This is a genomic window from Cupriavidus sp. CP313, assembly GCF_054072015.1.
Genome location: NZ_JBSVZB010000018.1, coordinates 67,136 through 90,559, shown reverse-complemented (window position 1 = coordinate 90,559; position 23,424 = coordinate 67,136). Strand labels below are relative to the sequence as shown.

Sequence of the window (23,424 nt, the reverse complement as noted above, 5' to 3'; positions counted from 1 at the left end):
CGCCGCCGCCAGACTGGAGCTGGCGGCGGACAAGGAATCTCATGCTAGCCAAACGTATCATCCCCTGCCTGGACGTGACCAACGGGCGGGTGGTCAAGGGCGTCAACTTTGTCGAGCTGCGCGACGCGGGCGATCCCGTGGAAATCGCGCGCCGCTACGATGAGCAGGGCGCCGATGAAATCACATTCCTGGACATCACCGCGACCAGCGACGGGCGCGACCTGATGCTGCACATCATTGAGGATGTGGCTTCGCAGGTCTTTATCCCGCTGACGGTGGGCGGCGGCGTGCGCACGGTCGAAGACGTGCGGCGCCTGCTCAATGCCGGTGCGGACAAGATCAGCGTGAACTCGTCGGCCATCGCCAATCCGCAGCTGGTGTCGGACGCGACCGCAAAGTACGGCTCGCAGTGCATCGTGGTGGCGATCGACGCCAAGCGCAGCTCCGCCCCGGGCGAAGCGCCGCGCTGGGAGGTCTTCACCCACGGCGGGCGCAAGGCGACCGGGCTGGATGCCGTCGAATGGGCCCGCGAGATGGCCGCGCGCGGTGCCGGCGAAATCCTGCTGACCAGCATGGACCGCGACGGCACCAAGAGTGGTTTCGACCTGGAACTGACCCGCGCCGTCAGCGACGCGGTGCCGGTGCCGGTGATCGCCTCGGGCGGCGTCGGCGGCCTGCAGGACCTGGCCGACGGCATCACCCAGGGCCGCGCCGACGCGGTGCTGGCCGCCAGCATCTTCCACTACGGGCAACACACCGTGGGCGAAGCCAAGGCATTCATGGCCCGCGAGGGCATTCCCGTGCGGATCTGATCATGGCAAAGAAGTGGCTCAACAAGGTCAAATGGGACGATAACGGCCTGGTGCCGGTGATCGTGCAGGAAGTCGGCTCGAACGACGTGCTGATGTTCGCGTTCATGAACCGCGACGCGCTGCAGCGCACCGTGGAGCTGGGCGAGGCCGTATTCTGGTCGCGCTCGCGCAAGCGCCTGTGGCACAAGGGCGAAGAGTCCGGCCATGTGCAGAAAGTGCACGAGATCCGCCTGGACTGCGACGAAGACGTGGTGCTGCTCAAGGTGACCCAGATCGACAACATCGCCTGCCATACCGGGCGCCATTCCTGCTTCTTCCAGAAGTTCGAGGGCGATGTGGAAGCCGGCGACTGGCAGACGGTCGAGCCGGTGCTGAAGGACCCTGCCCAGATCTACACCAAGCCATGAGCGACACCCAACTCAGCAGCAACGATGTCCTGGCGCGCCTGGCCGAAGTGCTGGAATCGCGCAAGCCCGCCAACGGCGGCGACCCCGACAAGTCCTACGTGGCGCGCCTGTTCAGCAAGGGCGACGACGCCATCCTGAAGAAGATCGGCGAGGAAGCCACCGAAACCGTGATGGCCGCCAAGGACGCACGCGCCGCCGGGCAGACTGGCGCCGAGGCCGGCAAGGTGGTCTATGAAGTGGCCGACCTCTGGTTCCACAGCATGGTATTGCTGGCCAACTTCGGCCTGACGCCGGCGGATGTGGTCAACGAACTGGCGCGGCGCGAAGGGCTGTCCGGCCTCGAAGAAAAGGCCCGGCGCAAGGACTAGGCGGCCCGCGCCGGCTGGTCTTCCGCCTGCCCAAGGCAGGCTCTTAATAAAAGGGCGATTATGGCGAACGACTACACCGGGCAAGTCACCACCCCCAGCGGCGAACAGCTGAGCAGCCTGCGCAAGCTGCTGCACATCCTGTATGCCCTGTATGCGATCTTCTGGCTTACCGGCGGCATCACCGCGCTGATCGCCATCGTGATCGACTACGTCAAGCGCGACGACGCGCGTGGCTCGCTGTATGCCTCGCACTTCGCCTGGCAGATCCGCTCGTTCTGGTGGTCGGTGGTTTGGGGTGTGCTGGGCGGGGTGCTGTTTGCGACAGTCGTGCTGATGCCGCTGGCCTTTGCCGTCTGGGGCGTGCTGTCGCTGTGGATGCTGTATCGTATCGTCAAGGGCTGGCTGTACCTGAATGACAGCAAGCCGATGTACCCGGATCAGCAGTTCTGATGCCGGGCAGGCCGGGCGCGCGAAGGTAACAGCGGGTGCCGCGGCCGCCGCAATAAAATCTTCATGAACGCTCAGGATAATTGCATCTTCTGCAGGATCGTGGCCGGCCAGCTACCGTCGCACAAGGTCTATGAAGACGACGACATGGTGGCCTTCCACGATATCCATCCCAAGGCCCCGGTACACTTGCTGGTCATTCCCAGGTCGCATGTCGACTCGCTGGCCGATTGCGGCGCCGGCGAAGGGGCGGTGCTTGCTAGAATGATGCTGAAGGTGCCTGAACTGGCGCGCGCGGCAGGCTGCACCAACGGGTTCCGGACGGTGATCAATACCGGCCCGGACGGTGGGCAGGAGGTCTACCACCTGCACCTGCATGTGCTGGGTGGGCCGCGCCACGCGTGGAAGGCACCGCTGCCCTGACCGGGCAGCCTTGGCATGGGAGCGCCCGCGGCGGCAACGCCCCGGGCAGAAGCTGCGCCGGCAACCGTCGCCCGGCGCGGCCATAACGGGACGGAACAACGGGTCCGGGCATATCTGATTGCGCCCGCGGCTTCATCAGGAGCAAGAAATGGGTTCGTTTAGCATTTGGCACTGGCTGATCGTGCTGGTGATCGTCATGCTCGTGTTCGGCACCAAGAAACTGCGCAATATCGGCCAGGACCTGGGCGGCGCGGTCAAGGGCTTCAAGGATGGCATGAAGGATGGCGAAGGCAAGGCGGCCGCCGATCCTGCCCAGTCCAAGGAACTGCGCGACTCCACCACCATCGACGTCGAAGCCAAGGAAAAGACCCGCCAGCAGTAATCCGGCGGTGTGCCATCCCTTCTACGCAAACCTCGCTGCCTGCGTGTCGTCCCGCGCCTGCGCTTTTCCGCATGTTGTCCGCATGATGTGTCCGCATGATTGATCTCGGCATTTCCAAGCTGGCGCTGATCGGCGCCGTGGCACTGATCGTGATCGGTCCCGAACGGCTGCCCAAGGTTGCGCGCACGGTGGGCGCCCTGGTCGGCCGGGCGCAGCGCTACATCAACGACGTCAAGGCCGAAGTCAGCCGCGAGGTTGAACTGGAAGAACTGCGCAAGATGCGCACGGAATTCGAGGACGCCGCGCGCGATGTCGAGCGCACCATCCACAAGGAAGTCAGCGAGCAGACCCAGGCGCTGAACGAAGCCCTGGGCGGTGCCGAGGGAACCAGCGGCGGCGGCAGCGCCGACGCCGGTGGTGGCTTCGTGCCAAGCTGGGATGCGGCCCACAAGGCGCACAACGGGCGCAAGAGCTGGCGCGTCAAGCAGGGCGCCCGCCCGCTCTGGTTCAAGCGCCAGCACAATGTCCGCGTCTGGGTGCAGTCAGGCGCGGCGCGCGTCAAGCGCCACCGGCCGGTCACCCGGCCATCCCGATCCTTCTTCGAGTGAGCATGCGCCGCGGCGACACCTTGCCGGCCGTCGTTCCGGCCGCTGCCGTCGTGGCCGCAGTCTTGGTTGCACTCGCGCGCCGCCGCGTTGCGGCCCCATCGATCCACCTTGCCAGCCCCCGCGGCTGAGCGGTTCACGCCATGAGCGACACCCGGTCCCCAGATCCCCAAGACCCGCAAGACGAGTCGCAGCAGGAAACCTTTATTTCTCACTTGGTCGAGCTGCGCCAACGCCTGGTCAAGGCGGTGGCCGGCATCATCCTGGTCTTCGTCAGCCTGGTCTACTGGGCGCCGCTCATCTTCAACCTGTTTGCCGCGCCGCTGATGGAGTCGCTGCCCAAGGGCGGCAAGATGATCGTGACCGATGTCACCGGCTCCTTCTTCGTGCCAATGAAAGTCACCTTGCTGGTGGCCTTCCTGATCGCGCTGCCGTGGGTGCTGTATCAGATCTGGCAGTTTGTCGCGCCCGGCCTGTACCAGCATGAGAAGCGCCTGATCCTGCCGCTGGTATCGAGCAGCTATTTCCTGTTCCTGTGCGGCGTGGCGTTCGCGTATTTCCTGGTGTTCCCCACGGTGTTCCATTTCATGGCGCACTACAACGCCCCGCTGGGGGCGGAGATGTCGACCGACATCGACAAATACCTCAGCTTTGCCATGACCACCTTCCTGGCCTTCGGCATCACCTTCGAGGTGCCGGTGGTGGTGATCGTGCTGGTGCGCTTTGGCGTGGTGGAGCTGGAAAAGCTCAAGCAGATCCGCCCCTACGTGATCGTGGGGGCCTTCATCATCGCGGCCATCGTGACCCCGCCCGATGTGCTGTCGCAGTTGCTGCTGGCCGTCCCGCTGGTGGCGCTTTATGAACTGGGACTACTGCTGGCGCGCTTTGTCGGCCGTCCGGCACCTGAAGCGACCGCTTCAGGGGAAACGCAGCCGGACTAATTCGGCTGAGGTAGGTCTTGTCGGCCTGCCACCCCCGTTTTTGCACCAAAGCGGGGATTTTTCCACCCATTCCTGTTGCTCCCCGACAACAAAAACCGCCAGTAAGCATGGTTTACGCCGAAAAAGCCTTCTGACGGCCGGGGGGGCTGGCACATAATACGCAGCAGACGTGAATGTAAATGCGTCGCCCAAGTACTTGGGCAACCAAGATTTCCCAATCAGTTGACAAGGAAAGTGTCGATATGAAGATGAAACTGTTTGCTGCTGCCGTCGCCGCTCTGGCCGCTGGTGGCGCGTATGCCCAATCGAGCGTAACCCTGTACGGCGTGGCTGATGTCGGCCTCGAGTACAACAGCAACGCTGGCGCCAATGGCGACAACCTGTTCCGCATGTCGTCGGGCAACCAATCCGGTTCGCGTTGGGGCCTGCGTGGCGTGGAAGACCTGGGCGGCGGCCTGAAGGGCGTGTTCGTTCTGGAAAGCGGTTTCGACCTCGACAACGGCACGTCGGCCCAAGGTGGTCGTCTGTTCGGTCGTCAAGCCTACGTCGGTCTGCAAAGCCAGTACGGCTCGCTGCTGCTGGGCCGTCAACAAACGTCGTTCTACGACTTTGGCCTGATTTATGACCCGATGGCCATTTCGTCGCGCTACGGCATCCTGTCGCAAGACGCTCAGTTCGCTGCGCGCGCCGACAACACCGTCAAGTACATCGGCACGTTCGGTGGCCTGACCGCTTCGGCCTTCTACAGCTTCAACAACAACGGCCAAGAGCAAGCCGGCGCATTCCGCCGCGGCCAACAGTACGGCGCCCTGGTGAGCTACGCAGCTGGCCCGTTCGCAGTTGGTGCTGCTTATGACGAAATCCACGGCTCCGTGTCGGCTGGTGGCGTTGACCAAAGCGGCCAGCGCACTCGCCGCGCTTCCGTTGGCGCCAACTACGCCTTCGGTCCGGCCAAGGTCTATGCCGGCTATCGCTGGGCCAAGGCCTTCGACGGCGCCGCGCTGCCTGGCGGCACGACGGTTGACAACGGTATCCTGACCACGGCTACCGCATCGAACCTGTACTGGCTGGGTCTGGGTTACCAACTGACCCCGGCGTTCTCGCTGTCGGGCGCTGCGTACTACCAAGACTTCCGCAAGACGGATGCAGATCCGTGGCAGTTCGTGATCACGGCCGACTACGCGCTGTCGAAGCGTACCGACGTGTACACGTCGCTGTCGTACACCCTGAACGACAAGGGCTCGGCCCTGGGCGTGAACGGCTTCAACACCGCCAGCGCCATCAACGTTCAGCCGAACAAGGATCAGTTCGGTGCTGTGGTTGGTCTGCGCCACAAGTTCTAATCTGACGCGGGCGTAAGCTCGCTTAGGATTGGCTTGAACCAAAAGGCCGGCATCCGTAAGGATGCCGGCCTTTTGTCTTATATGGCGGCGAGGTGCCGGCACAGGCGGGGCTGCGCTTGTTGCCGTGCTTCACCTGTCATGTTGTGTATTGGCAGCAGGGTGGGGGCGGGTGGCTCGCGGCGCGCAGGGGCTTATGCTTCGCCCTGCCGACGATCGGGGAGGCGTTGGCGGCGCCGATTGCGGCCCGCCAGCACGTTGGGCACGAATCGAGGCGCTGCCCTGCCCACGACCGCCACGGGCATTGCTGTGGGCCGCCATGCCATCGAGGCGCGGTGTCTGCTGCTCAGGTCCGTTGTTTCCCGTTGCATAACCGTGACGCGGCGGACTGCCTGACCGCCGGGCACAAAAAAACCCCGCCATCCAAGGCGGGGTTCTTTCTTCAAGGCCATGTCGTGCCCAGCCTCACTCTTCCTCTTCAGCATAACCGTGACGCGGCGGACTGCCTGACCGCCGGGCACAAAAAAACCCCGCCATCCAAGGCGGGGTTCTTTCTTCAAGGCCGTGTCGTGCCCAGCCTCACTCTTCCTCTTCAAACGGCAGCGAGCGGCGCGGCGGCGGAGGCCGTTTGCCGATCGTCACCGTCAGGTCCGTTGCCTTGCCGCGGCGGATCACGGTCATCTTGATGTCCACGCCCGGCTTGAGCTGGGCAATCGCGTTGAGCAGCGCGGTCGTGTCCGTGATCGACGAGCCATCCACCTTGGTCAGCACATCGCCGGGCTTCACGCCCGCCTTGTCGGCCGGCCCGCCCTGGACCACCGCGGCGATCAGTGCGCCCTCCTTGGCATCGAGGCCGAACGATTCGGCGATCTCGGGCGTCATGTCCTGCGGCTCGACCCCGATCCACCCGCGCGTCACGCTGCCGGTGGAGATGATCGATTCCATCACTTGCTTGGCGGTCGACACGGGAATCGCAAAGCCGATCCCCAGCGAGCCGCCCGAACGCGAGTAGATCGCCGTATTGATGCCCAGCAGGTTGCCCTGCGCATCCACCAGCGCGCCGCCCGAGTTGCCCGGGTTGATGGCCGCATCGGTCTGGATGAAGTTCTCGAAGGTGTTGATGCCCAGGTGGCTGCGGCCCAGCGCCGAGACAATGCCCATCGTCACCGTCTGGCCGACGCCGAACGGGTTGCCGATGGCCAGCACCACGTCGCCGACCTTCACGTTCTCAAGGCGGCCCAGCGTGATCGCGGGCAGATCCTTGAGCGTCACCTTGAGCACGGCCAGGTCGGTTTCCGGGTCGGAGCCCACCACCTTGGCGTTGGCCTTGCGGCCGTCGGTCAGCGCGATCTCGATTTCATCGGCGCCGTCGACCACGTGGTGGTTGGTTAGAATGTAACCCTCGGCGCTGACGATGACGCCGGACCCCAGGCTGGAGACCGGCTCCTGCCGCTCAGGCAGGCGGTCGCCAAAGAAGAAGCGGAACCACGGATCCTCGGCCTGCGGGTTGGGCGAGCGCTTGTGGCCGTTCTTGCTGGTAAAGATATTGACCACCGCCGGCATGGCCTGCCGGGCGGCTTCGCTGTAGGACCCTTCGGCCGCAGGACCAGACACGTTGGGCACGACTTCCTTGAGCGCCACGATGGGCGAACCGGACTGGACCGCGACGCGCCCCCTCTGCAGCCAATCAGGCTTGAGCGTTGCCACGACGAACCAGACCGCCAGCACGACGGTGACAGCCTGGGCAAAGAACAGCCAAAAGCGCCGCAACATATTGGAGTTTTGAGCAGAAAATGAAAACAAAAGAGCTTGAATTGTACTTGAACGACCTGTTGGAAGTTTCCCGCTACAAGGACTATTGTCCCAACGGGCTGCAAGTGCAAGGTCGCCCGGAGGTCACACACGTCGTGACGGGAGTGACTGCAAGCCTGGCATTGGTCGATGCCGCGATCGAAGCGGGGGCCGACGCCATCCTCGTCCATCACGGCTACTTCTGGAAAAACGAAGATGCTCGCGTGGTCGGGCAGAAGCACGCGCGTCTGAAGCGCCTGCTTGGCGCGGACGTCAACCTGTTCGCCTTCCACCTGCCCCTGGACAACCACCCGGAGTTCGGTAACAACGCCCAGCTCGGCCTGCAGCTCGGCTTTACGCCGACCGGCCGCTTCGGCGACGACCAGCTCGGCTGGACCGGCACGCTGCCCGCGCCGATGCCGCTCTCTGCGCTGGCCGCGCACGTTGGTGGCGTGCTGGGGCGCGAGCCGTTGGCCATCGGCGAGCCGGACCAGATGATCCGCACCGTCGGCTGGTGCACGGGCGGGGCGCAAAGCTATTTCGATGCCGCGGTAGCCGCGGGTGTCGATGCCTACCTGAGCGGCGAAGTCTCGGAGCAGACCACGCACCTGGCGCGCGAGAGTGGCGTGGCTTATCTTGCCGCCGGCCATCACGCCACCGAGCGTTACGGCATCCGCTCGCTGGGCGAGCATGTGGCCGAACGCTTTGGCCTGCGCCATACGTTTATCGATATTCCTAATCCCGTCTGATCTGACGCAAAACAAAACGGCCCCATCGGGGCCGTTTTATCTTCCGGGGTTGGCGCGCATACGGCGCACCAATCAGCGGGTCTTCAGGCTGTCGCGGATTTCACGCAGCAGCACGACTTCCTCAGGCGGTGCGGCGGGTGCTGCTTCCGGTTCCGCGGCGCGCATCTTATTAAAGGCACGCACCATCAGGAAGATGATGAAGGCCAGGATCAGGAAGTTGACAGCGATGGTCAGGAAACTGCCATAGGCAAACACGGGCACGCCGGCCTTCTTCAAGGCATCGAGCGTAGTGGGTGTTCCGGGTGGGGGATCCGCCAGCACGATGAACATGCTGGAGAAGTCCAGCTTGCCGATAACGCGGCCCACCAACGGCATGATCAGGTCGTTGACCACTGAATCCACGATCTTGCCGAATGCCGCGCCGATGATCACGCCGACCGCGAGGTCGATGACGTTGCCGCGTACGGCGAAGGTTCTGAATTCCGAGATCATGCCCATGGGGGGTTCTCCTTCTTGTCACTAGCAATGAACGGTTTCAAGCTCGAAGCCTGCCGCATCACTCACCGGAAAGCAAGCACCGAAGCCGCTTTCCGGGTTGCATGTCCGATAATCGCGCATGGCCGTGGCATTTTCTGCCTATCTAGTGCGCAGGTGTCTAAGGTACACTTTATGGTTGACGCAAAATCTAAATTGACTTCCCCTGGGGTTTGGAATGAGTGACCAGCAAGACGTGAAGAGCGTGGATAAAGGTCGCCGCAATTGGTTGATCGCGACATCCGTCGCTGGCGGCGTCGGAGGCGTAGCGGTAGCGGTTCCTTTCGTCAGTACTTTTGCACCATCGGAGAAGGCCAAAGCCGCGGGTGCTCCAGTCGAGGCGGATATTGGCGCGCTGAAGCCAGGCGAGATGATGACTGTCGAATGGCGCGGCAAGCCGGTCTGGATCATGCGGCGCACGGACGAACAACTGGCGTCGCTGAAGAAGACGGACGGCGAGGTGGCCGATCCCAATTCCGAGATTGCATTCACCATGCAGACGCCTGAGTACTGCAAGAACGAAACCCGTTCGCGCGCAGAACACAAGGACGTCCTGGTCGTGGTGGGTATCTGTTCCCACCTGGGCTGCTCGCCTTCGGGCCCCTTCGCCCCCGGTGCCAATTCGCAGCTCGGCACCGATCCCGGTTTCCTTTGCCCCTGCCACGGGTCGACCTTCGACCTCGCCGGGCGCGTCTTCAAGAACAAGCCGGCTCCGCAGAATCTCGATGTTCCCCCCTACCAGTTCCTGACCGACAGCAAGATCGTGATCGGCAAGGACGAGAAAGGAGAAGCCTGATCATGGCGGCCGAAAAACAAGTCAAGACGACCGGCCTGCTGGGCTGGATCGACGCCCGCTTCCCCGCAACCCAACTGTGGGAAGAGCACCTCTCCAAGTACTACGCGCCGAAGAACTTCAACTTCTGGTACTTCTTCGGTTCGCTGGCACTGCTGGTGCTGGTGATCCAGATCGTCACCGGCATCTTCCTGGTGATGAACTACAAGCCCGACGCCACGCTGAACGCCGCCGGCATTCCCGTGGCCTTCGCCAGCGTGGAATACATCATGCGCGAAGTCCCCTGGGGCTGGCTGGTGCGCTACATGCACTCGACCGGCGCCTCGGCCTTCTTCGTCGTGGTCTACCTGCATATGTTCCGGGGCCTGCTGTACGGTTCGTACCGCAAGCCGCGCGAGCTGGTCTGGATCTTCGGCTGCCTGATCTTCCTGTGCCTGATGGCGGAAGCCTTCATGGGCTACCTGTTGCCATGGGGCCAGATGTCCTACTGGGGCGCCCAGGTGATCGTGAACCTGTTCTCGGCGATTCCCGTGATCGGCCAGGACCTGTCGCTGTTCATCCGCGGTGACTACGTGGTGAGCGACGCCACGCTGAACCGCTTCTTCTCGTTCCACGTCATCGCCGTGCCGCTGGTGCTGCTGGGCCTGGTCATTGCCCACATCATCGCGCTGCACGAAGTGGGTTCGAACAACCCGGACGGCGTCGAGATCAAGGCCAAGAAGGATGAGAACGGCATCCCGCTGGACGGCATCCCGTTCCACCCGTACTACTCGGTGCATGACACGCTGGGCGTGGCCGGCTTCCTGCTTCTCTTCTCGGCCGTGATCTTCTTCTTCCCGGAAGTGGGCGGCTATTTCCTAGAACACAACAACTTCTTCCCGGCTGACCCGCTGAAGACGCCGCCGCATATCGCGCCGGTCTGGTACTTCACGCCGTACTACTCGATGCTGCGCGCCACCACGTCGAACTTCCTGCCGATCCTGTGGGTGTTCTTCGCGCTGCTGCTCGGCATGGTGTTCCTGCGCAGCAAGGATGCGCGCGTGAAGATCGGTGCCGTCGCCATCGCGGTGGTCCTGGCCGTGGGCTTCTACTTCATCGACGCCAAGTTCTGGGGCGTGCTGGTGATGGGCGGCTCGGTGGTGATCCTGCTCTTCCTGCCGTGGCTGGATTGCTCGCCGGTCAAGTCCATCCGCTATCGTCCCGCCTTCCACAAGACCATCCTGATCGTCTTCGTGGTGGTGTTCCTGGTGCTCGGCTATCTTGGCGTGCAACCGCCGTCGCCGGTCGGTGAGAAGGTGTCGCAGCTTGGTACGCTGCTGTATTTCGCCTTCTTCCTGACCATGCCGCTGTGGAGCCGTGTCGGCGAGTTCAAGCCGGTCCCGGAGCGTGTCACGTTCCACCCGCACTGAGCGAAGCGAACCCCGACAAGAGCACAAGGACACAAGATGAAAAAGCTGCTTTCGATCCTCGCGCTGGCCGGCGCCTGCTTTGCCGGCGCGCCTGCCATGGCATCCGAGGGGGGCTTCCCCCTCGAGCCGGCACCGGTGAACACTGCTGACCTGTCGTCGCTGCAGCGCGGCGCCAAGCTGTTCGTCAACTACTGCCTGAACTGCCACGGCGCATCGATGATGCGTTACAACCGGCTCAAGGACATCGGTCTGACCGACGACCAGATCCGCGAAAACCTGCTGTTCAGCGCGGACAAGGTCGGCGAGACCATGACCATTGCCATGCAGCCGAAGGAAGCCAAGGCCTTCTTCGGTGCGCAGCCGCCGGACCTGTCGGTGATCGCCCGCGCCCGCGGTGACGACTGGCTCTACACCTACCTGCGCACGTTCTACCGTGACGACAGCCGCGCCACCGGCTGGAACAACCTGGTGTTCCCGAGCGTCGGCATGCCGCACGTGCTGTGGGAACTGCAGGGCCAGCGCGCCGCCAAGTTCACGGAAGTGGAAGAGCACGGCGAGAAGGTGCACAAGTTTGCCGGCTTCGAGCAACTGAGCCCGGGCAAGCTGAGCAAGGTCGAGTACGACCAGGCCTCCGCTGACCTGGTCGGCTTCCTGGACTGGATGGCCGAGCCCGCGCAGAACCACCGCAAGCGCCTGGGCGTCTGGGTACTGCTGTTCCTGGGCGTGTTCACCGTCTTTGCCTGGCGCCTCAACGCCGCGTACTGGAAAGACGTGAAGTAAGCCATGTCAGGGGCCCGAATCCGGGCCCGGACAGGACAAAGGCCAGGGGTGGCCGCTGCGAAAGCAGCACCGCCCCTGGCCTTTTCTCTTGGAAAGCCTGCAGAAGCGCACCAATAAAGTGCGCCATTTACCACTAATTTGCTTTCTGGTGGCCGACTTTGGCAGAATGTCAGACCTTACTGTCCGACCCTGCTTCGGCTAAGCCCAAGGAATCCAACCATGATGGTGTTGTATTCGGGTACGACTTGCCCGTTTTCCCAACGTTGCCGCCTTGTCCTGTTTGAGAAGGGCATGGATTTTGAAATCCGCGACGTCGATCTGTTCAACAAGCCCGAAGATATTTCGGTGATGAACCCGTACGGCCAGGTGCCTATCCTGGTCGAGCGCGACCTCATCCTGTATGAGTCGAACATCATCAACGAATACATCGACGAGCGCTTCCCGCACCCGCAGCTGATGCCGGCTGACCCGGTGCAGCGCGCCCGCGCCCGCCTGTTCCTGTTCAACTTCGAAAAGGAACTGTTCACCCACGTCTACACGCTGGAGAACGAAAAGGGCAAGGCAGCGGAGAAGAACCACGAACGCGCCCGCGCCGCGATCCGCGACCGCCTGACGCAGCTTGCGCCGATCTTCGTCAAGAACAAGTACATGCTGGGCGAAGAGTTCTCGATGCTCGACGTCGCCATCGCGCCGCTGCTGTGGCGCCTGGACCACTACGGCATTGAGCTGTCGAAGAACGCCGCACCGCTGCTGAAGTATGCTGAACGCATTTTCAGCCGTCCCGCGTACATCGAAGCGCTCACCCCGTCCGAAAAGGTGATGCGCCGCTAACCGGCACCGGCCCGAAGGCATCCGCCCTCGGGCCACCACGGCGCCATTGGAAGCACAATGCCTGAAACCTCCACCAAGCCCTACCTGATCCGCGCCATCTATGAATGGTGCACGGACAACGGCTTCACGCCGTACATCGCCGTCTTCGTCGACGCCAACACCAGCGTGCCGCGCGAGTTCGTCAAGAACAACGAGATCGTGCTCAACGTCAGCTTCGACGCCACCAGCGGCCTGGACATGGGCAACGAGTGGATCACCTTCAGCGCACGCTTCGGCGGCGTCTCGCGCAAGATCGACGTCCCTGTCGAGAACGTGCTGGCCATCTACGCCCGTGAGAACGGGCAGGGCATGGCCTTCCCGGTCGAGCGCAGCGTGCCCGAAACCCAGGCCGCCACCGAGCGCGAAAACAACCCGCCGCCCAAGCTGGCCCCGGTGGAAGCCGAGACCTCGGCAACTACCACCGACTCCGGCCCCGGCGACGACGACACGCCGCCCCCGGTGCCCCGCATCGGCAGCAAGAAGCCCGCACTGAAAGTGGTGAAGTAAGCCATCCCAAAGCGGACCGCAATGCAGTAGAATCGCGGTCTGCACCAGACATGCCGGCTTAGCTCATCAGGTAGAGCAGTTGATTTGTAATCATCAGGTGGCGGGTTCGAGTCCTGCAGCCGGCACCAGAATTCAGGCGGCCTCCCAAAGTGGGAGGCCGTTTTCTTTTGGATTCCATGCCAGGCTACCTGTCGCTCGCCGCATGGAATTCCAGTGGGCCTGCAAGCTACTGCTGCAGGCGCCCAACCGCGTCCCGCAGCTTCCCGGCCAACCTCGACCCATCCCCAAACGTCATCACCAACTGCCGCATAGCCCGCGTCATTGCCACATACATCAGCCGCGCTTCGTCTTCATCCGCCTCATCATGCTTATGCGGCATCCCCGTGGCCGGAATGCACACCAGCGGAAACTCAAGCCCCTTGCTGCTATGCATGGTGATCACCTTGACGCTGTCCGCGCCGGGGGTAAATCGCTTGGTGATTTGGGGACATTCGAACGGAATGCCCTTGCGCGTCAGCGCGCTGGTGACGTGTCCGACCGTGTCCCAATGGCGATAGAGCACCGCCATCTCTGACCAGGGCGTGCCTGACCGGTTCTCGTCGGTCAGGATCTGCGCAATGCGCTCAGCTTCCGCCTCTACGTTTGGCAACTCGATCAGCAGCGGTTTGTTGCCGCGGCGCCCGGCACCGACAGGTTGCACTGTAGGCGCTTCATCTTCGGCTGCCTCAGTCGGCCGCAGCAACTCATCCGCAAAGCTGCGTGCGACGGCCAGTATCTCCTGCGTATTGCGGTAGTTCAGCTTGAGGATGGTCGTACGGCCTCGGGCCTGGATGCCCACACTGGCAAAGGTCATCCCGCGCTTCCTGGCGCCGCCATAAATGGACTGCGCATCATCGTAGAGCACCAACAGGGAATTGCTCTCTGGATTCACCATCTGCACGACCAGCTTGAACCACTCCGGCCGGAAGTCATGTCCCTCATCAATCAGCACGGCGTCGTACTGGCCTGCCGGGATCGATTTCCGGTCCACGCCCTGGATCACGCGATTTACCATTTCCTCAAAGAGCGCATCGCTAGGGCGTCCCTTCGGCCGGTCAATGTTGTAAGTCTCTAGTTGCCGCGAGCACCACGCGTGGAAGTTATAGACGTGGACCTTCTCTTCGATGCCTTTCTCGATCATCGTCGCCGCCAGCTTGGCGGCGAGGGTCTTGTTGTAGCAAAGCACGAGAACTGGCCGTGTGACGATCTTTGCCAGATGCTCAGCCCGGTAGCCGAGGATCATCGTCTTGCCAGATCCGGCGACGCCATGAATGACTCGGTGGCCTTCGCCGAGACTGCGTGCCAGCTGCTCCTGCTGGAGATCCATGACGCGAAGGATGTCAGGCATATCCAGCGGCTCCGCGGCATCCTCCGGAAAGAGCGCGCGTTGCTCCGGCATACGGATCTGCGGGAACAGGTGCCAGCGAATCCGCTCGATCTGCGGCAGGGAAAGCTTGAAGGTGAACTTGACCGGGAACATCTCCCACAGGCGCTGCTGGAAGTGTTCTGCGTCGACTGTCTCATACATCTCGTCCTGGCAAATCACCAGGTGCGGCGGCAGGACGTCCCCAAGGTTGGTCTTGTCGAACTGGGCACGCGTGATGTTGGACAGGATGACGCCGCAGCCGTAGGGAAAGAAGGGTTTGCCCTTCAGTGAGCCGCTGGGCCAGACCAGTTGCGGATCACGCTGCAGCAGGTTGGTGACATAGAACATGTACTGCCGGGCTTGCTCGAGGGGATTCATCTCCCGCACCAGCCCGCGATCCGTCTGCAGCGTGACATCGCGTTGGTCGATTTCCCGGATGGTATCCAGCCGCCAGTCCTTGACCTCCAGCACCAGCAGACCCCGGCTGGGATGGAAGACGATGAAATCCGGATGCCTGGTCTTCTCGCCGATGGCGACGTCATACCAGCACAGGTAGTCGTCCTCCAGCTTTGTCTCCAGACGCTCGGCGAAGCGTCTCTCTCCACTGGTCATGCGCGAAGTGACCGAACCCAGCGCGGGAATCAGCGTGGCCATGCGTTGTTGCTCTTCTTATTGCCCGTTCAGGAACTGCGCTGACCACGGCTTGTGTCGCGGACCCGGTGCGACGGTGGTCAGGCAGGTTTGTTATGCGGCAATTGTAGGCACAAAACAGTAACGGTGGCTATTTCGGTAATTTTGGTGATTTGCTGGTTGGCGACACTGGCGAGCCGGCGGCTCCGGAGGGCTGCCAAGCGGTCTGCGCCTGCTTTCCGGCGATCCGCGCCGCCGATCCGTCGATTCCCGCCACCCCCATATCAGAGCCCGGATCGCAGTGGTAACCTCCCGCTATCTCTGCCCCCCAGCCACCCGCCCGTGCACTCCCCCGACTCCCGCATCTGGCGATCCGCCCCCGAACAACGCGCCTACGAAGACGCCCGCCGCCGCGTCCGCGCGCTGCGCTTCTTCTATATGCACGCCATGGTCTACGTGGGGGTCAATGCATTGCTGATCGGCTTCCATCTGGTGGGATCGCCGCATCGGCCGTGGTCCGGTGGACCGCTCGTGGGTTGGGGCATCGGCCTGGCGATACACGGCGTGATGACCTGGGGTCGCGTCGGCCTGCTCGGGCGGCAGTGGGAAGAACGCAAGATCGCGGAATACATGGCGCAGGAACAGGTGCGCACGCTGTCGACGGAGAAGCAGTTGGTCGAAGCCCGCATGCGCCTGCTGCAGGCCCAGATCGAACCGCACTTCCTGTTCAACACCCTGGCAAATGTCGTCAGCCTGATCGAGCCCGCGCCGCAGAAGGCCACGCTGATGCTCGAGCATTTCATCGCCTACCTGCGCGCATCGCTTGCAGCCAGCCGCGCCACGCAAGGCACGGTGGCGCAGGAGGCGAAGCTGCTGCGCGACTATCTGGCGCTGATCCGCATCCGCATGGGGGACCGGCTGCACTACTCGGTGGATGTCGACCCCGAACTCGAATCGATGCCGCTGGCGCCGATGCTGCTGCAGCCCGTGGTCGAGAATGCGATCAAGCATGGGCTGGAGCCCAAGATCGAAGGCGGGCGGCTGCTGGTCCGGCTGGAGCGGCGCGGCCCGCGCATGCTTGCGACCATCGAGGACGATGGCATGGGCTTCCGTCCCTCGGCCGGCGCCGGCGTCGGGCTTTCGAACCTGCGTGAACGGCTGGCTGTGCTGTATGACGGTGACGCCCACGTACGGATTGAAGAACGCTCGCCCGGCACCGCCGTGCTGATCGAAATCCCGCTGCCGCGTGCATCCTGAAACGGAGACGCCCTCATGACGCCCACCGCCCTGATTGCCGACGATGAAGAGCACCTGCGCGCATATCTGCGCGGCAAGCTAAAACGTCTTTGGCCGGAGCTGCAGATCGTTGCCGAGGCGACCAACGGCATCGAAGCCGCCGACGCCATCGCACGGTTGTCGCCGAGCGTAGCCTTCCTCGACATCAAGATGCCCGGCCTGTCCGGCCTGGAGGTGGCGCAAGGGATTGAAACCGATACGCGGCTGGTGTTCGTCACGGCCTATGACGAATTCGCGCTCGATGCGTTCGAGCGCGCGGCAGTTGATTACCTGGTCAAGCCGGTCAGCGAGCAACGGCTCGGCCGCACCATCGAGCGGCTGCGCAAGGCGTTGCAGGAATCGGCGCCTTTGCCGGAGCTGGCACAGCTACTGAACCAGCTCACACGCGCCCAGCCGCGCGCGGAAAGCGGCGGCCAGTTGCGCTGGGTACGCGCCAGCCGCGGCAATACCACCAGCCATGTGCCGATCCAGGAGGTGATGTATTTCCAGAGCGACGACAAGTACGTGGTCGTGCATACCCGCGATGGCGAGCACCTGATCCGCACGCCGCTGGCGGAGTTGATTGCCGGCCTCGATCCCGGGGTGTTCTGGCAGATCCACCGCTCGTCCATTGTCAACATGGAATACGTGGCCGGCACGCGCCGCGATGAGGCTGGGCGGCTCTTTGTCCGGATGCGCGACAGCGAAGCCGAACTGCCGGTATCGCGCGCCTACATGCACCGGTTCCGGCAGATGTAAGGCGGCCAGCGGCGCCACTGCGCCGCCGGCTGAGGGATTCACTGGCGATCCATGAATTCCTGGATCTTGCGCTGTTCCCAGTCACGTCCGCGGCGCGACAGCCGCGTCCAGACCAGCAACCCATGCACCGTCAGCGCCAGGCCCCAGGCCAGGGTGGTGGTCAGCGGCCACGGCCAGCCGGTGCTGGCGTAGTGCGACCACCGCGGCGAGGGAAAGTAGAAGAAGCGGAACCAAAGCCAGCCATTGACGACAGCGTAGACCAGCAGGTGGATATACCAGCCGCGCAGGGCGCGCACCATGCGGCGCGCGCGCCAGTAGGCCATGGCGTTGGGGTCGTCGTTGGGCGGGAGGGCGTGGTGCATGGGATACCTCGTGATCAAGATGGTTGGCTTGCGTCAGGTATAGGCCACTGCAAAGCGCCGCTCCAGGCCCCTGGGCCGAATCGACGGATTTCGTTCGCCGTTGTGCGCGCGGATAGCGCGAATGTCGGCGGGTCCGACACCTCCATGACCACCGACATGCTGCGACCTGATCAGCTTTTCGCCCGTGCCGCCGGGAATACCCGCATAGGAAAAGCCCAGTCCTTCACCATAATCATGGTAATTATGATCATAAATACGAAGCGATGGACTCCAAGCCCACCCCTCAGATAGAGGGAAGCAAACGCGTGAAGCGTTCGGACCAGGTAGTCAACGATATCAAGCGCTGGATCGTGCAGACGCACCAGAAGGTCGGAGACAAGCTCCCGCAGGAAGCGGCACTGATCGAACAGATGGGCGTCGCACGCGGGACGGTGCGTGAGGCGCTTGCGTCGCTGCAGGCGCAGGGGCTGGTCAAGGTCAGCACGGGGCCGAACGGCGGTGCCACGCTGACGCAGCCGCCCTATGAGCGATGCCTGGAGGCGGTCTCCAACTTCCTGTACTTCCAGTCGGTCGACATCGTCACGCTGTACGCCCTGCGCCGCGCGGTTGAGCCGGAGCTGGCAGCCAACGCCGCCTTGCGCCTGACCGATGCCGATATCGCCGATCTCGAAGCCCTGGTCGGGCTGAGCCACCCGGAACATGGCGGCAGCACGGACTGGAATGAGCGGCGCGAAGCCGACCTGCTGTTCCACGACCGCCTGGCCGATGCCTGCAGCAGCCCGATGCTGGCGTTGTTCTGCCGCCTGCTCAACGACATCATCCGCCGCGTCATCGTGGTCCGTAATGCGCAGGATGATTTCGACGACTTTGATGAAGAGATCTTCCACAGCCACAACGCGCTGATAGAAGCCTTCCGGTCGCGTGACCCGGAGCGTGCGCGTGCCCTGATGCAGGAGCACATGGAGCATGCGGAATCCCTGGCCCTGGAGGCCGAATCCCGGGTGGACCGCGGGAGCTTGCTGATGAGCCCGGGCGACTGATCCCCTGACGCGCTAGCGTCCCCTTTTTTCTGCACACCCAACCGCCATCGTCGCATCCGACACGGCGGGTGGGATTCCTATTGCCTGAATCCTGGGAGCCTTGACGTGAAACCTGCTGAATTGCTTTGGCGCTGGAGCGCTGTCGATATTGCCGATGCCGTGCGGCGGCGCGAGATTTCCTGCCGCGAGGTCACGGCCAGCGTGCTGGCCCGCATCGACGCCCTTAACCCTCGTCTGAATGCGTTGCCGGAGGTGCTGGCAAAAGAGGCGCTGGCCAGCGCGGATGCCGCGGACCGCCAGGTCGCTGAGGGCGCAGAGCTGGGGCCGCTCCATGGCGTGCCGATCACGATCAAGATCAATGTCGACCAGGCAGGCCATGCCACCACCAACGGCGTGATCCCGCTGAAGCACAACATCGCGCGTGAGGATGCCCCCGTGGTCGCGAACTTGCGCAGTGCCGGGGCCATCATCGTCGGGCGCAGCAATACGGCTACCTATTCCTCGCGCTGGTTTACCGACAACGGCCTGCATGGGCGCACGCTGAACCCGTGGGATGCGGATATCACTCCCGGCGGTTCCAGCGGCGGTGCCGCGTCCGCGGTCGCTTCCGGCATGGGGGCGCTGGCGCATGGCAACGACATCGGCGGCTCCATCCGCTATCCGGCCTATGCCTGCGGTGTCGTCGGCTTGCGGCCGACGACGGGGCGGGTGCCCGCGTACAACCCGTCGGCCACCGCCGAGCGCAGCATCACGCCACAACTCATGTCCGTGCAGGGGCCGCTTGCGCGCAGCATTGCCGACCTGCGGCTCGGCTACCACGCCATGGCCCGTTATGACGGGCGCGACCCGGCCTGGGTGCCGGTGCCGATGGAACTGCCGCTGCCGCCCGGGCCGATACGCGTGGCGCTGTTCAGGCGTTGTCCGGGCATTCCCGTCGATCCCGCGGTCAGCGCAGCGCTGGACAGTGCCGCGCAATGGCTGCAGCAAGCGGGCTACGCCGTCGAGGAAGCCAGCCTGCCTGACTTCCTTGAAGCGGCTGCGCTGTGGCGCACGCTGACGGTCGACGACAGCCGCCGCAACATCATCGCAGGCGTTGACCAGCATGGCGACGAGGCCATGCGGCAAAGCCAGCGCAACATGCTGGACGGGATGCAGGAAACCGATCGCGATGGCTTTCTGGATGCCCTGGCACGGCGCCAGGCGATCGCACGCAACTGGTCGCTGTTCATGCAAACGTATCCGCTGGTGTTGATGCCGGTGTCGTGGCAGCGCCCGAGCGTGCAAGACGCGGATATCCGCACGCCAGAAGAGAACCGGGCCTTGCTGGACGCACAGAGCCCCATGCTGGCAACGGCGATGCTCGGCATGCCCGGACTGTCCGTGCCGACAGGCATGGCCGGCGGCGTACCCGTCGGCGTGCAACTGATGGCATGGCGCTTCCGGGAAGACCTGTTGCTGCGCGCCGGCCAGGCCATTGAAGACGCGGCGCGTTTTACCCCTTTCACCGACGTGCAAACCGGCATCTAGACCCAGGAGCTCCCCATGAACGAACGCAAACCTGCTTACGCCCCACGGCTGTCGCGCCGCGCCATGCTGGCCGGCACCGCTGCCGCCCTGTGTACCGGTGGCCTGCTCTCCAGGGCCGCATGGGCGCAGTCCGTATCGCGCATCATCGTGCCGTTCCCGCCGGGAGGGCCGGCCGACTACATGGGCCGCCTGCTGTCCGAGAAGCTGAAAGACGCCATGGGCCGCACCGTCATCGTCGACAACCGGCCCGGTGCCGGGACGCGCGTGGCGGCCGAAGTCCTGAAGAACGCGCCGGCCGACGGCACCACCGTGCTGCTGGCACCTGTCGATCCGATGTTCATCGGGCCGCTGATCTACAGCAATATGCGCTTCAACCCCGCCACCGACTTCACGGCGATCACCGATGTGACAGGCGTCCAGTTCGGCATTGCGGTCAGCGCCAACTCACCCATCAAGACACTGGCCGACTTCGTCAAGGCCGCCAGGGCCAAGCCGGCGGACTATTCGATCGGCATCAGCACGGTTGGCTCGCTGCTGCATTTCCTGGCCGTGGAATTCGTCAGCCAGTCGCGCACCGGTAGCACGCTGGTGCCGTATCGCGGTGGCGCGGCGATGGTGACCGAAATGATGGGCAACCAGGTCGCGGCAGGCATGGACGCCATCACGACGTTTACCGAGCTGCATCGCGGCGGCAAGCTCCGCGTGCTGGCCGTGGCAGGGGAAAAGCGCGCCGATGCCTTGCCGGATGTGCCTACGTTTGCGGAGTCTGGTTTCCCCAACCTTGTGACGTCGTCGCGCTATCTGCTTTACGTCCGCGCCAACACGCCGCCCGACGTGACCACGCAGTGGTATCAGGCCGTGCGCAAGGTGCTGGCCATGCCGGATGTGCGTGAAAAGCTGGCGCGCGCTGGCTATGACATCCTGCCGGGTGGCACTGCTGATGAGGTTGCCAAGTATGCGAGCGCGCTTTCGGCACGGTGGACGCCGGTGATCAAGGCGTCGGGTTTCAAGGGGGATTGAGAGGAATTTCGTAACCGCAGCCAAACTCGGATGGAGACGATTTCTATTTGTGCCAGCTTGCTGGAGAATTCCCGCGGCACCCTCCTCCTGTAGGGTGCCGCTTTGTATTAAGCATGTCTGTCCCAGTGTCGTAATTAGCCTCAGAAGACAACCTGGGCGGCGCCAAGGGAAAGTGCCAATGGCGCCGCATCGTGCCGCCTGGCGCAATTGCTGTGGGGCGCAGCCACACAGGCTGCGAGCCATACACCCGAGGGTATCCAGCCATGACCTCCTTCTCTTTCCGCGCCCGCCGCCTGTGGCTCGCAACAGGCTTTAGCCTGGCACTCTCCGCCTGCGCCCCCATGATCGCGACCACCCCGGCAACAGTGGAGCTCATGCAGCCAGCCGCCACGGCCAGGCGCGTCCAGCTTCTGTCGCCAGCCGAGATCAAGCTCGACACCGGCTATTCCCGCAACCTCGCCGCCAAGTCGACCTGGTCGCAAGTCGGGCGCCTTCCGCAAGGCGATGTCTACCGCCCCGTCGGCACCATTCTCACGATCGAGGGCCGCCACGTTCACGAGGCCTACCTGGTCGTTCGCAACAAGACGCTGGTGGGCTTCTATCTGCCTGGGGAGCAGAACTACTCCCCGCTAACGACAGCAGTACCTTTGAACTTGGGAGAATCGGAATGAAACGGATTGCGCGCATGCTGATCGCCGGACTGGCGGTGTCGTCGCTGCTGGCGGGATGCGCTTCGGGCGTGAAGCACGCCGAGATGGCCGCATCGATGCCCACGCTGAAGCCGGGTGAGGGTCGGATTTATTTCCTGCGTTCGGCGTCGATGTTCGGGGCGGCCATCCAGCCGGATATCCGCCTGAATAGCCAGGTCGTCGGCGAATCCAAGCCCGGCGGTTTCTTCTTCGTGGACCGCACGGCTGGCAAGTATGTCGCGGCGGCCTCGACCGAAACCGAGAAGACACTCAGCTTCGTGCTGGATGCCGGCGAGACGAAGTACGTGCGCAGCTCCCCGTCGCTGGGGCTGATGGTGGGCCGCGTGGTGCTGGAGCTGGAAACGCCGGAGAAGGCGAAGGAAGAGCTGGCTTCGCTGAGCTACACCGGGGACCAGGTGAAGACTGCGGCGAAGTAAGTGGATTGCCCCAGCCACGTTGCAGACTGAGTCGCGTTGACGACGCCGGTGCGTCGTCAATTGACGCATTTGTAGACAAAGCAGGGCTGTGCTGCTCTTTTGCTTGTAGTAACGTAACGCCATTGACGGTAACGGGAGTGTCATCATGACGATCACAACCCTATCGAGCCGAGAACTCAATCAGGACGTAACAAGAGCCAAGAGGGCGACGAAGGACGGCCCGGTCTTCATCACTGATCGCGGCAAACCTGCGCATGTGTTGTTGAGCTTCGAGGAATATCAGCGGCTCACCCAGCAGCGTCGCAACATCGCCGACGCACTCGCAATGCCCGGAGTTGACGGCGTCGAGTTCAATCCGCCACATGCCAACATCAGAATCCGCCCTGCTGAGCTCACATGATCAGTTGCGCGGCAAGCCTCGCCCTTCAGGGCGGGGAAGGATAGCGCGGATGGCTCGCTCCTGAGTTGGCGGAAGTGTACTGAGTTGGCGCGCGCTCCCACGCTCTTCAATTGGTGCATTCGCTGCGAGCCAACACCGGGGGTGGGAGAGGCTTCCCGACTTCACTGTCAACGCCTTTGCCGGGAAGCCTACCCGTTAAGACGCAGGCAACTCATCCGCCAACACACTCTCCAACTGCGCCTTCACCAGCCCCAACAAGCAAAATGCACTAAAGCAGCCCTCGAAATGCACACTCTGCTGTTCCAGCAGGGTAAGCACACCATCCATACCAGCCGAGACTGACTGAAGGCTGTACCGCGCCGTGGATAGATCGATTTCCGACATAGGACCTCCTATCGTTGAATGAAGGTCTGCCGCACAGATTTGGAATAAAAGGCGGCAGGCCTGACAACGAGGGTGGAAGACCGGTGCGCTCATCAACCCGGCCAGCCTTTCGGCTGCCTCGTGTCCGGCCTGCCATGGAGATGACGAGCGCGTACGCGAAAACAGGCGGCGTCAATGACGCCGTCCTGTGATGAGAACACTCGGGCTTCCACGCCCGGTCACCGTTGTTTGCGATGACCGTGTCAGTCTCCCGCGTCGGAGCCAACAACTCGATAAGACACTTCGCATTCCCATCCGGACGCCGCATCCTGCCCGAGCCCCGCTCGCCAGCAAATAGC

The 23,424-nt window shown here is 63.3% G+C and carries 28 protein-coding genes and 1 tRNA gene; 24 read left to right on the top strand and 5 right to left on the bottom strand.

From position 1 onward, the window contains the following. The first annotated feature begins 41 nt into the window (after positions 1 to 41). The 9 genes from hisF (at position 42) to ACW4E8_RS23270 (ending at position 5,728) form a co-directional block, all read left to right on the top strand. Complete coding sequence (gene hisF / locus ACW4E8_RS23310; protein WP_013958201.1) at positions 42 to 812, top strand: imidazole glycerol phosphate synthase subunit HisF; 771 nt, start codon at positions 42 to 44, stop codon at positions 810 to 812. A gap of 2 nt (positions 813 to 814) precedes the next feature. Further along, positions 815 to 1,219, top strand: coding sequence for a phosphoribosyl-AMP cyclohydrolase (hisI, locus tag ACW4E8_RS23305; protein WP_010812325.1), 405 nt, complete (start codon positions 815 to 817; stop codon positions 1,217 to 1,219). After that, positions 1,216 to 1,587, top strand: coding sequence for a phosphoribosyl-ATP diphosphatase (locus ACW4E8_RS23300; RefSeq protein WP_018313910.1), 372 nt, complete (start codon positions 1,216 to 1,218; stop codon positions 1,585 to 1,587). The genes hisI and ACW4E8_RS23300 overlap by 4 nt, the downstream gene beginning before the upstream one ends. A 60-nt stretch (positions 1,588 to 1,647) precedes the next feature. Continuing rightward, entirely contained in the window at positions 1,648 to 2,037 is a 390-nt protein-coding gene (locus ACW4E8_RS23295) for a DUF4870 family protein (RefSeq protein WP_456806710.1), read from the top strand. 63 nt (positions 2,038 to 2,100) lie between these two features. Continuing rightward, positions 2,101 to 2,457, top strand: a complete 357-nt coding sequence (locus ACW4E8_RS23290) for a histidine triad nucleotide-binding protein (protein WP_456806709.1) — start codon at positions 2,101 to 2,103, stop codon at positions 2,455 to 2,457. Between the two features lie 148 nt (positions 2,458 to 2,605). Beyond that, on the top strand, positions 2,606 to 2,839 hold the full coding sequence (gene tatA, locus ACW4E8_RS23285) for a Sec-independent protein translocase subunit TatA (protein ID WP_010812321.1): 234 nt from the start codon (positions 2,606 to 2,608) through the stop codon (positions 2,837 to 2,839). A gap of 95 nt (positions 2,840 to 2,934) precedes the next feature. Next, entirely contained in the window at positions 2,935 to 3,447 is a 513-nt protein-coding gene (gene tatB, locus ACW4E8_RS23280) for a Sec-independent protein translocase protein TatB (RefSeq protein ID WP_018313907.1), read from the top strand. A 140-nt stretch (positions 3,448 to 3,587) separates the two neighbouring features. Then, entirely contained in the window at positions 3,588 to 4,385 is a 798-nt protein-coding gene (gene tatC / locus ACW4E8_RS23275; protein ID WP_153955126.1) for a twin-arginine translocase subunit TatC, read from the top strand. 242 nt (positions 4,386 to 4,627) lie between these two features. Beyond that, positions 4,628 to 5,728: a porin gene (locus ACW4E8_RS23270; protein ID WP_456806708.1), complete on the top strand. Its 1,101-nt coding sequence runs from the start codon at positions 4,628 to 4,630 to the stop codon at positions 5,726 to 5,728. Between the two features lie 576 nt (positions 5,729 to 6,304). Here the strand turns inward: ACW4E8_RS23270 and ACW4E8_RS23265 are convergent. Continuing rightward, on the bottom strand, positions 6,305 to 7,498 hold the full coding sequence (locus tag ACW4E8_RS23265) for a Do family serine endopeptidase (protein ID WP_456806707.1): 1,194 nt from the start codon (positions 7,496 to 7,498) through the stop codon (positions 6,305 to 6,307). Between the two features lie 20 nt (positions 7,499 to 7,518). Here ACW4E8_RS23265 and ACW4E8_RS23260 point away from each other — a divergent pair, with 20 nt between their 5' ends. After that, the gene (locus tag ACW4E8_RS23260; protein ID WP_456806706.1) at positions 7,519 to 8,265 is read left to right on the top strand and encodes a Nif3-like dinuclear metal center hexameric protein; all 747 of its coding nucleotides are present in this window, start codon (positions 7,519 to 7,521) and stop codon (positions 8,263 to 8,265) included. A gap of 72 nt (positions 8,266 to 8,337) precedes the next feature. On the opposite strand, the gene mscL is transcribed toward ACW4E8_RS23260, so the two are convergent. Next, positions 8,338 to 8,763 (bottom strand): large conductance mechanosensitive channel protein MscL, encoded by a 426-nt coding sequence (gene mscL, locus ACW4E8_RS23255; RefSeq protein ID WP_456806705.1) that lies wholly within the window; start codon positions 8,761 to 8,763, stop codon positions 8,338 to 8,340. Between the two features lie 214 nt (positions 8,764 to 8,977). On the opposite strand from mscL, the gene petA reads away from it, so the two are divergent. The 6 genes from petA to ACW4E8_RS23225 all read left to right on the top strand — a co-directional run bounded on the left by petA (position 8,978) and on the right by ACW4E8_RS23225 (position 13,286). Next, positions 8,978 to 9,595 carry a ubiquinol-cytochrome c reductase iron-sulfur subunit gene (gene petA, locus ACW4E8_RS23250; protein ID WP_456806704.1) on the top strand — a complete coding sequence of 206 codons (618 nt, stop codon included), beginning with the start codon at positions 8,978 to 8,980 and terminating at the stop codon, positions 9,593 to 9,595. Positions 9,596 to 9,597: 2 nt separating this feature from the next. Further along, a complete protein-coding gene (locus ACW4E8_RS23245; protein ID WP_456806703.1) occupies positions 9,598 to 11,001 on the top strand; it encodes a cytochrome b in 1,404 nt (467 codons plus the stop codon). A 36-nt stretch (positions 11,002 to 11,037) separates the two neighbouring features. Continuing rightward, a complete protein-coding gene (locus ACW4E8_RS23240) occupies positions 11,038 to 11,781 on the top strand; it encodes a cytochrome c1 (RefSeq protein ID WP_035826002.1) in 744 nt (247 codons plus the stop codon). 219 nt (positions 11,782 to 12,000) lie between these two features. After that, complete coding sequence (locus ACW4E8_RS23235) at positions 12,001 to 12,612, top strand: glutathione S-transferase N-terminal domain-containing protein (RefSeq protein ID WP_010812311.1); 612 nt, start codon at positions 12,001 to 12,003, stop codon at positions 12,610 to 12,612. 57 nt (positions 12,613 to 12,669) lie between these two features. Then, positions 12,670 to 13,158: a ClpXP protease specificity-enhancing factor gene (locus ACW4E8_RS23230; RefSeq protein WP_456806702.1), complete on the top strand. Its 489-nt coding sequence runs from the start codon at positions 12,670 to 12,672 to the stop codon at positions 13,156 to 13,158. Positions 13,159 to 13,210: 52 nt separating this feature from the next. Next, a tRNA-Thr gene (locus ACW4E8_RS23225) sits at positions 13,211 to 13,286 on the top strand. Between the two features lie 98 nt (positions 13,287 to 13,384). Here the strand turns inward: ACW4E8_RS23225 and ACW4E8_RS23220 are convergent. Further along, the gene (locus ACW4E8_RS23220; protein WP_456806701.1) at positions 13,385 to 15,217 is read right to left on the bottom strand and encodes a DEAD/DEAH box helicase; all 1,833 of its coding nucleotides are present in this window, start codon (positions 15,215 to 15,217) and stop codon (positions 13,385 to 13,387) included. A 318-nt stretch (positions 15,218 to 15,535) separates the two neighbouring features. On the opposite strand from ACW4E8_RS23220, the gene ACW4E8_RS23215 reads away from it, so the two are divergent. Further along, positions 15,536 to 16,450: a sensor histidine kinase gene (locus tag ACW4E8_RS23215; protein ID WP_456806700.1), complete on the top strand. Its 915-nt coding sequence runs from the start codon at positions 15,536 to 15,538 to the stop codon at positions 16,448 to 16,450. A gap of 15 nt (positions 16,451 to 16,465) precedes the next feature. Continuing rightward, positions 16,466 to 17,227, top strand: coding sequence for a LytR/AlgR family response regulator transcription factor (locus tag ACW4E8_RS23210; protein ID WP_456806699.1), 762 nt, complete (start codon positions 16,466 to 16,468; stop codon positions 17,225 to 17,227). Positions 17,228 to 17,265: 38 nt separating this feature from the next. On the opposite strand, the gene ACW4E8_RS23205 is transcribed toward ACW4E8_RS23210, so the two are convergent. Then, positions 17,266 to 17,589 carry a 2TM domain-containing protein gene (locus ACW4E8_RS23205; protein WP_436222770.1) on the bottom strand — a complete coding sequence of 108 codons (324 nt, stop codon included), beginning with the start codon at positions 17,587 to 17,589 and terminating at the stop codon, positions 17,266 to 17,268. 305 nt (positions 17,590 to 17,894) lie between these two features. Here ACW4E8_RS23205 and ACW4E8_RS23200 point away from each other — a divergent pair, with 305 nt between their 5' ends. The 6 genes from ACW4E8_RS23200 (at position 17,895) to ACW4E8_RS23175 (ending at position 22,702) form a co-directional block, all read left to right on the top strand. Beyond that, positions 17,895 to 18,629: a FadR/GntR family transcriptional regulator gene (locus tag ACW4E8_RS23200; protein ID WP_456806698.1), complete on the top strand. Its 735-nt coding sequence runs from the start codon at positions 17,895 to 17,897 to the stop codon at positions 18,627 to 18,629. 105 nt (positions 18,630 to 18,734) lie between these two features. Then, positions 18,735 to 20,156 (top strand): amidase family protein, encoded by a 1,422-nt coding sequence (locus ACW4E8_RS23195; protein WP_456806697.1) that lies wholly within the window; start codon positions 18,735 to 18,737, stop codon positions 20,154 to 20,156. A gap of 15 nt (positions 20,157 to 20,171) precedes the next feature. After that, the gene (locus tag ACW4E8_RS23190; RefSeq protein WP_456806696.1) at positions 20,172 to 21,176 is read left to right on the top strand and encodes a Bug family tripartite tricarboxylate transporter substrate binding protein; all 1,005 of its coding nucleotides are present in this window, start codon (positions 20,172 to 20,174) and stop codon (positions 21,174 to 21,176) included. Positions 21,177 to 21,439: 263 nt separating this feature from the next. Further along, positions 21,440 to 21,847 carry a hypothetical protein gene (locus ACW4E8_RS23185; protein WP_456806695.1) on the top strand — a complete coding sequence of 136 codons (408 nt, stop codon included), beginning with the start codon at positions 21,440 to 21,442 and terminating at the stop codon, positions 21,845 to 21,847. Next, positions 21,844 to 22,302 carry a DUF2846 domain-containing protein gene (locus ACW4E8_RS23180; protein WP_456806694.1) on the top strand — a complete coding sequence of 153 codons (459 nt, stop codon included), beginning with the start codon at positions 21,844 to 21,846 and terminating at the stop codon, positions 22,300 to 22,302. The genes ACW4E8_RS23185 and ACW4E8_RS23180 overlap by 4 nt, the downstream gene beginning before the upstream one ends. Positions 22,303 to 22,447: 145 nt before the next feature. Then, positions 22,448 to 22,702 (top strand): type II toxin-antitoxin system Phd/YefM family antitoxin, encoded by a 255-nt coding sequence (locus ACW4E8_RS23175; RefSeq protein WP_456806693.1) that lies wholly within the window; start codon positions 22,448 to 22,450, stop codon positions 22,700 to 22,702. Positions 22,703 to 22,897: 195 nt separating this feature from the next. On the opposite strand, the gene ACW4E8_RS23170 is transcribed toward ACW4E8_RS23175, so the two are convergent. Then, entirely contained in the window at positions 22,898 to 23,086 is a 189-nt protein-coding gene (locus ACW4E8_RS23170; protein ID WP_456806692.1) for a hypothetical protein, read from the bottom strand. Between the last annotated feature and the right edge of the window lie 338 nt (positions 23,087 to 23,424).

Bases quoted from the DNA above. Each gene is read 5' to 3' on its own strand.
- ACW4E8_RS23265 (WP_456806707.1), bottom strand. From the start codon at position 7,498: ATGTTGCGGCGCTTTTGGCTGTTCTTTGCCCAGGCTGTCACCGTCGTG.
- petA (WP_456806704.1), top strand. From the start codon at position 8,978: ATGAGTGACCAGCAAGACGTGAAGAGCGTGGATAAAGGTCGCCGCAAT.
- ACW4E8_RS23180 (WP_456806694.1), top strand. From the start codon at position 21,844: ATGAAACGGATTGCGCGCATGCTGATCGCCGGACTGGCGGTGTCGTCG.
- ACW4E8_RS23230 (WP_456806702.1), top strand. From the start codon at position 12,670: ATGCCTGAAACCTCCACCAAGCCCTACCTGATCCGCGCCATCTATGAA.
- ACW4E8_RS23175 (WP_456806693.1), top strand. From the start codon at position 22,448: ATGACGATCACAACCCTATCGAGCCGAGAACTCAATCAGGACGTAACA.
- ACW4E8_RS23300 (WP_018313910.1), top strand. From the start codon at position 1,216: ATGAGCGACACCCAACTCAGCAGCAACGATGTCCTGGCGCGCCTGGCC.
- hisF (WP_013958201.1), top strand. From the start codon at position 42: ATGCTAGCCAAACGTATCATCCCCTGCCTGGACGTGACCAACGGGCGG.
- ACW4E8_RS23235 (WP_010812311.1), top strand. From the start codon at position 12,001: ATGATGGTGTTGTATTCGGGTACGACTTGCCCGTTTTCCCAACGTTGC.
- ACW4E8_RS23170 (WP_456806692.1), bottom strand. From the start codon at position 23,086: ATGTCGGAAATCGATCTATCCACGGCGCGGTACAGCCTTCAGTCAGTC.
- ACW4E8_RS23220 (WP_456806701.1), bottom strand. From the start codon at position 15,217: ATGGCCACGCTGATTCCCGCGCTGGGTTCGGTCACTTCGCGCATGACC.
- ACW4E8_RS23270 (WP_456806708.1), top strand. From the start codon at position 4,628: ATGAAGATGAAACTGTTTGCTGCTGCCGTCGCCGCTCTGGCCGCTGGT.
- ACW4E8_RS23240 (WP_035826002.1), top strand. From the start codon at position 11,038: ATGAAAAAGCTGCTTTCGATCCTCGCGCTGGCCGGCGCCTGCTTTGCC.
- mscL (WP_456806705.1), bottom strand. From the start codon at position 8,763: ATGGGCATGATCTCGGAATTCAGAACCTTCGCCGTACGCGGCAACGTC.
- ACW4E8_RS23205 (WP_436222770.1), bottom strand. From the start codon at position 17,589: ATGCACCACGCCCTCCCGCCCAACGACGACCCCAACGCCATGGCCTAC.
- ACW4E8_RS23295 (WP_456806710.1), top strand. From the start codon at position 1,648: ATGGCGAACGACTACACCGGGCAAGTCACCACCCCCAGCGGCGAACAG.
- ACW4E8_RS23190 (WP_456806696.1), top strand. From the start codon at position 20,172: ATGAACGAACGCAAACCTGCTTACGCCCCACGGCTGTCGCGCCGCGCC.
- tatA (WP_010812321.1), top strand. From the start codon at position 2,606: ATGGGTTCGTTTAGCATTTGGCACTGGCTGATCGTGCTGGTGATCGTC.
- ACW4E8_RS23185 (WP_456806695.1), top strand. From the start codon at position 21,440: ATGACCTCCTTCTCTTTCCGCGCCCGCCGCCTGTGGCTCGCAACAGGC.
- ACW4E8_RS23260 (WP_456806706.1), top strand. From the start codon at position 7,519: ATGAAAACAAAAGAGCTTGAATTGTACTTGAACGACCTGTTGGAAGTT.
- hisI (WP_010812325.1), top strand. From the start codon at position 815: ATGGCAAAGAAGTGGCTCAACAAGGTCAAATGGGACGATAACGGCCTG.
- tatB (WP_018313907.1), top strand. From the start codon at position 2,935: ATGATTGATCTCGGCATTTCCAAGCTGGCGCTGATCGGCGCCGTGGCA.
- ACW4E8_RS23210 (WP_456806699.1), top strand. From the start codon at position 16,466: ATGACGCCCACCGCCCTGATTGCCGACGATGAAGAGCACCTGCGCGCA.
- ACW4E8_RS23290 (WP_456806709.1), top strand. From the start codon at position 2,101: ATGAACGCTCAGGATAATTGCATCTTCTGCAGGATCGTGGCCGGCCAG.
- tatC (WP_153955126.1), top strand. From the start codon at position 3,588: ATGAGCGACACCCGGTCCCCAGATCCCCAAGACCCGCAAGACGAGTCG.
- ACW4E8_RS23245 (WP_456806703.1), top strand. From the start codon at position 9,598: ATGGCGGCCGAAAAACAAGTCAAGACGACCGGCCTGCTGGGCTGGATC.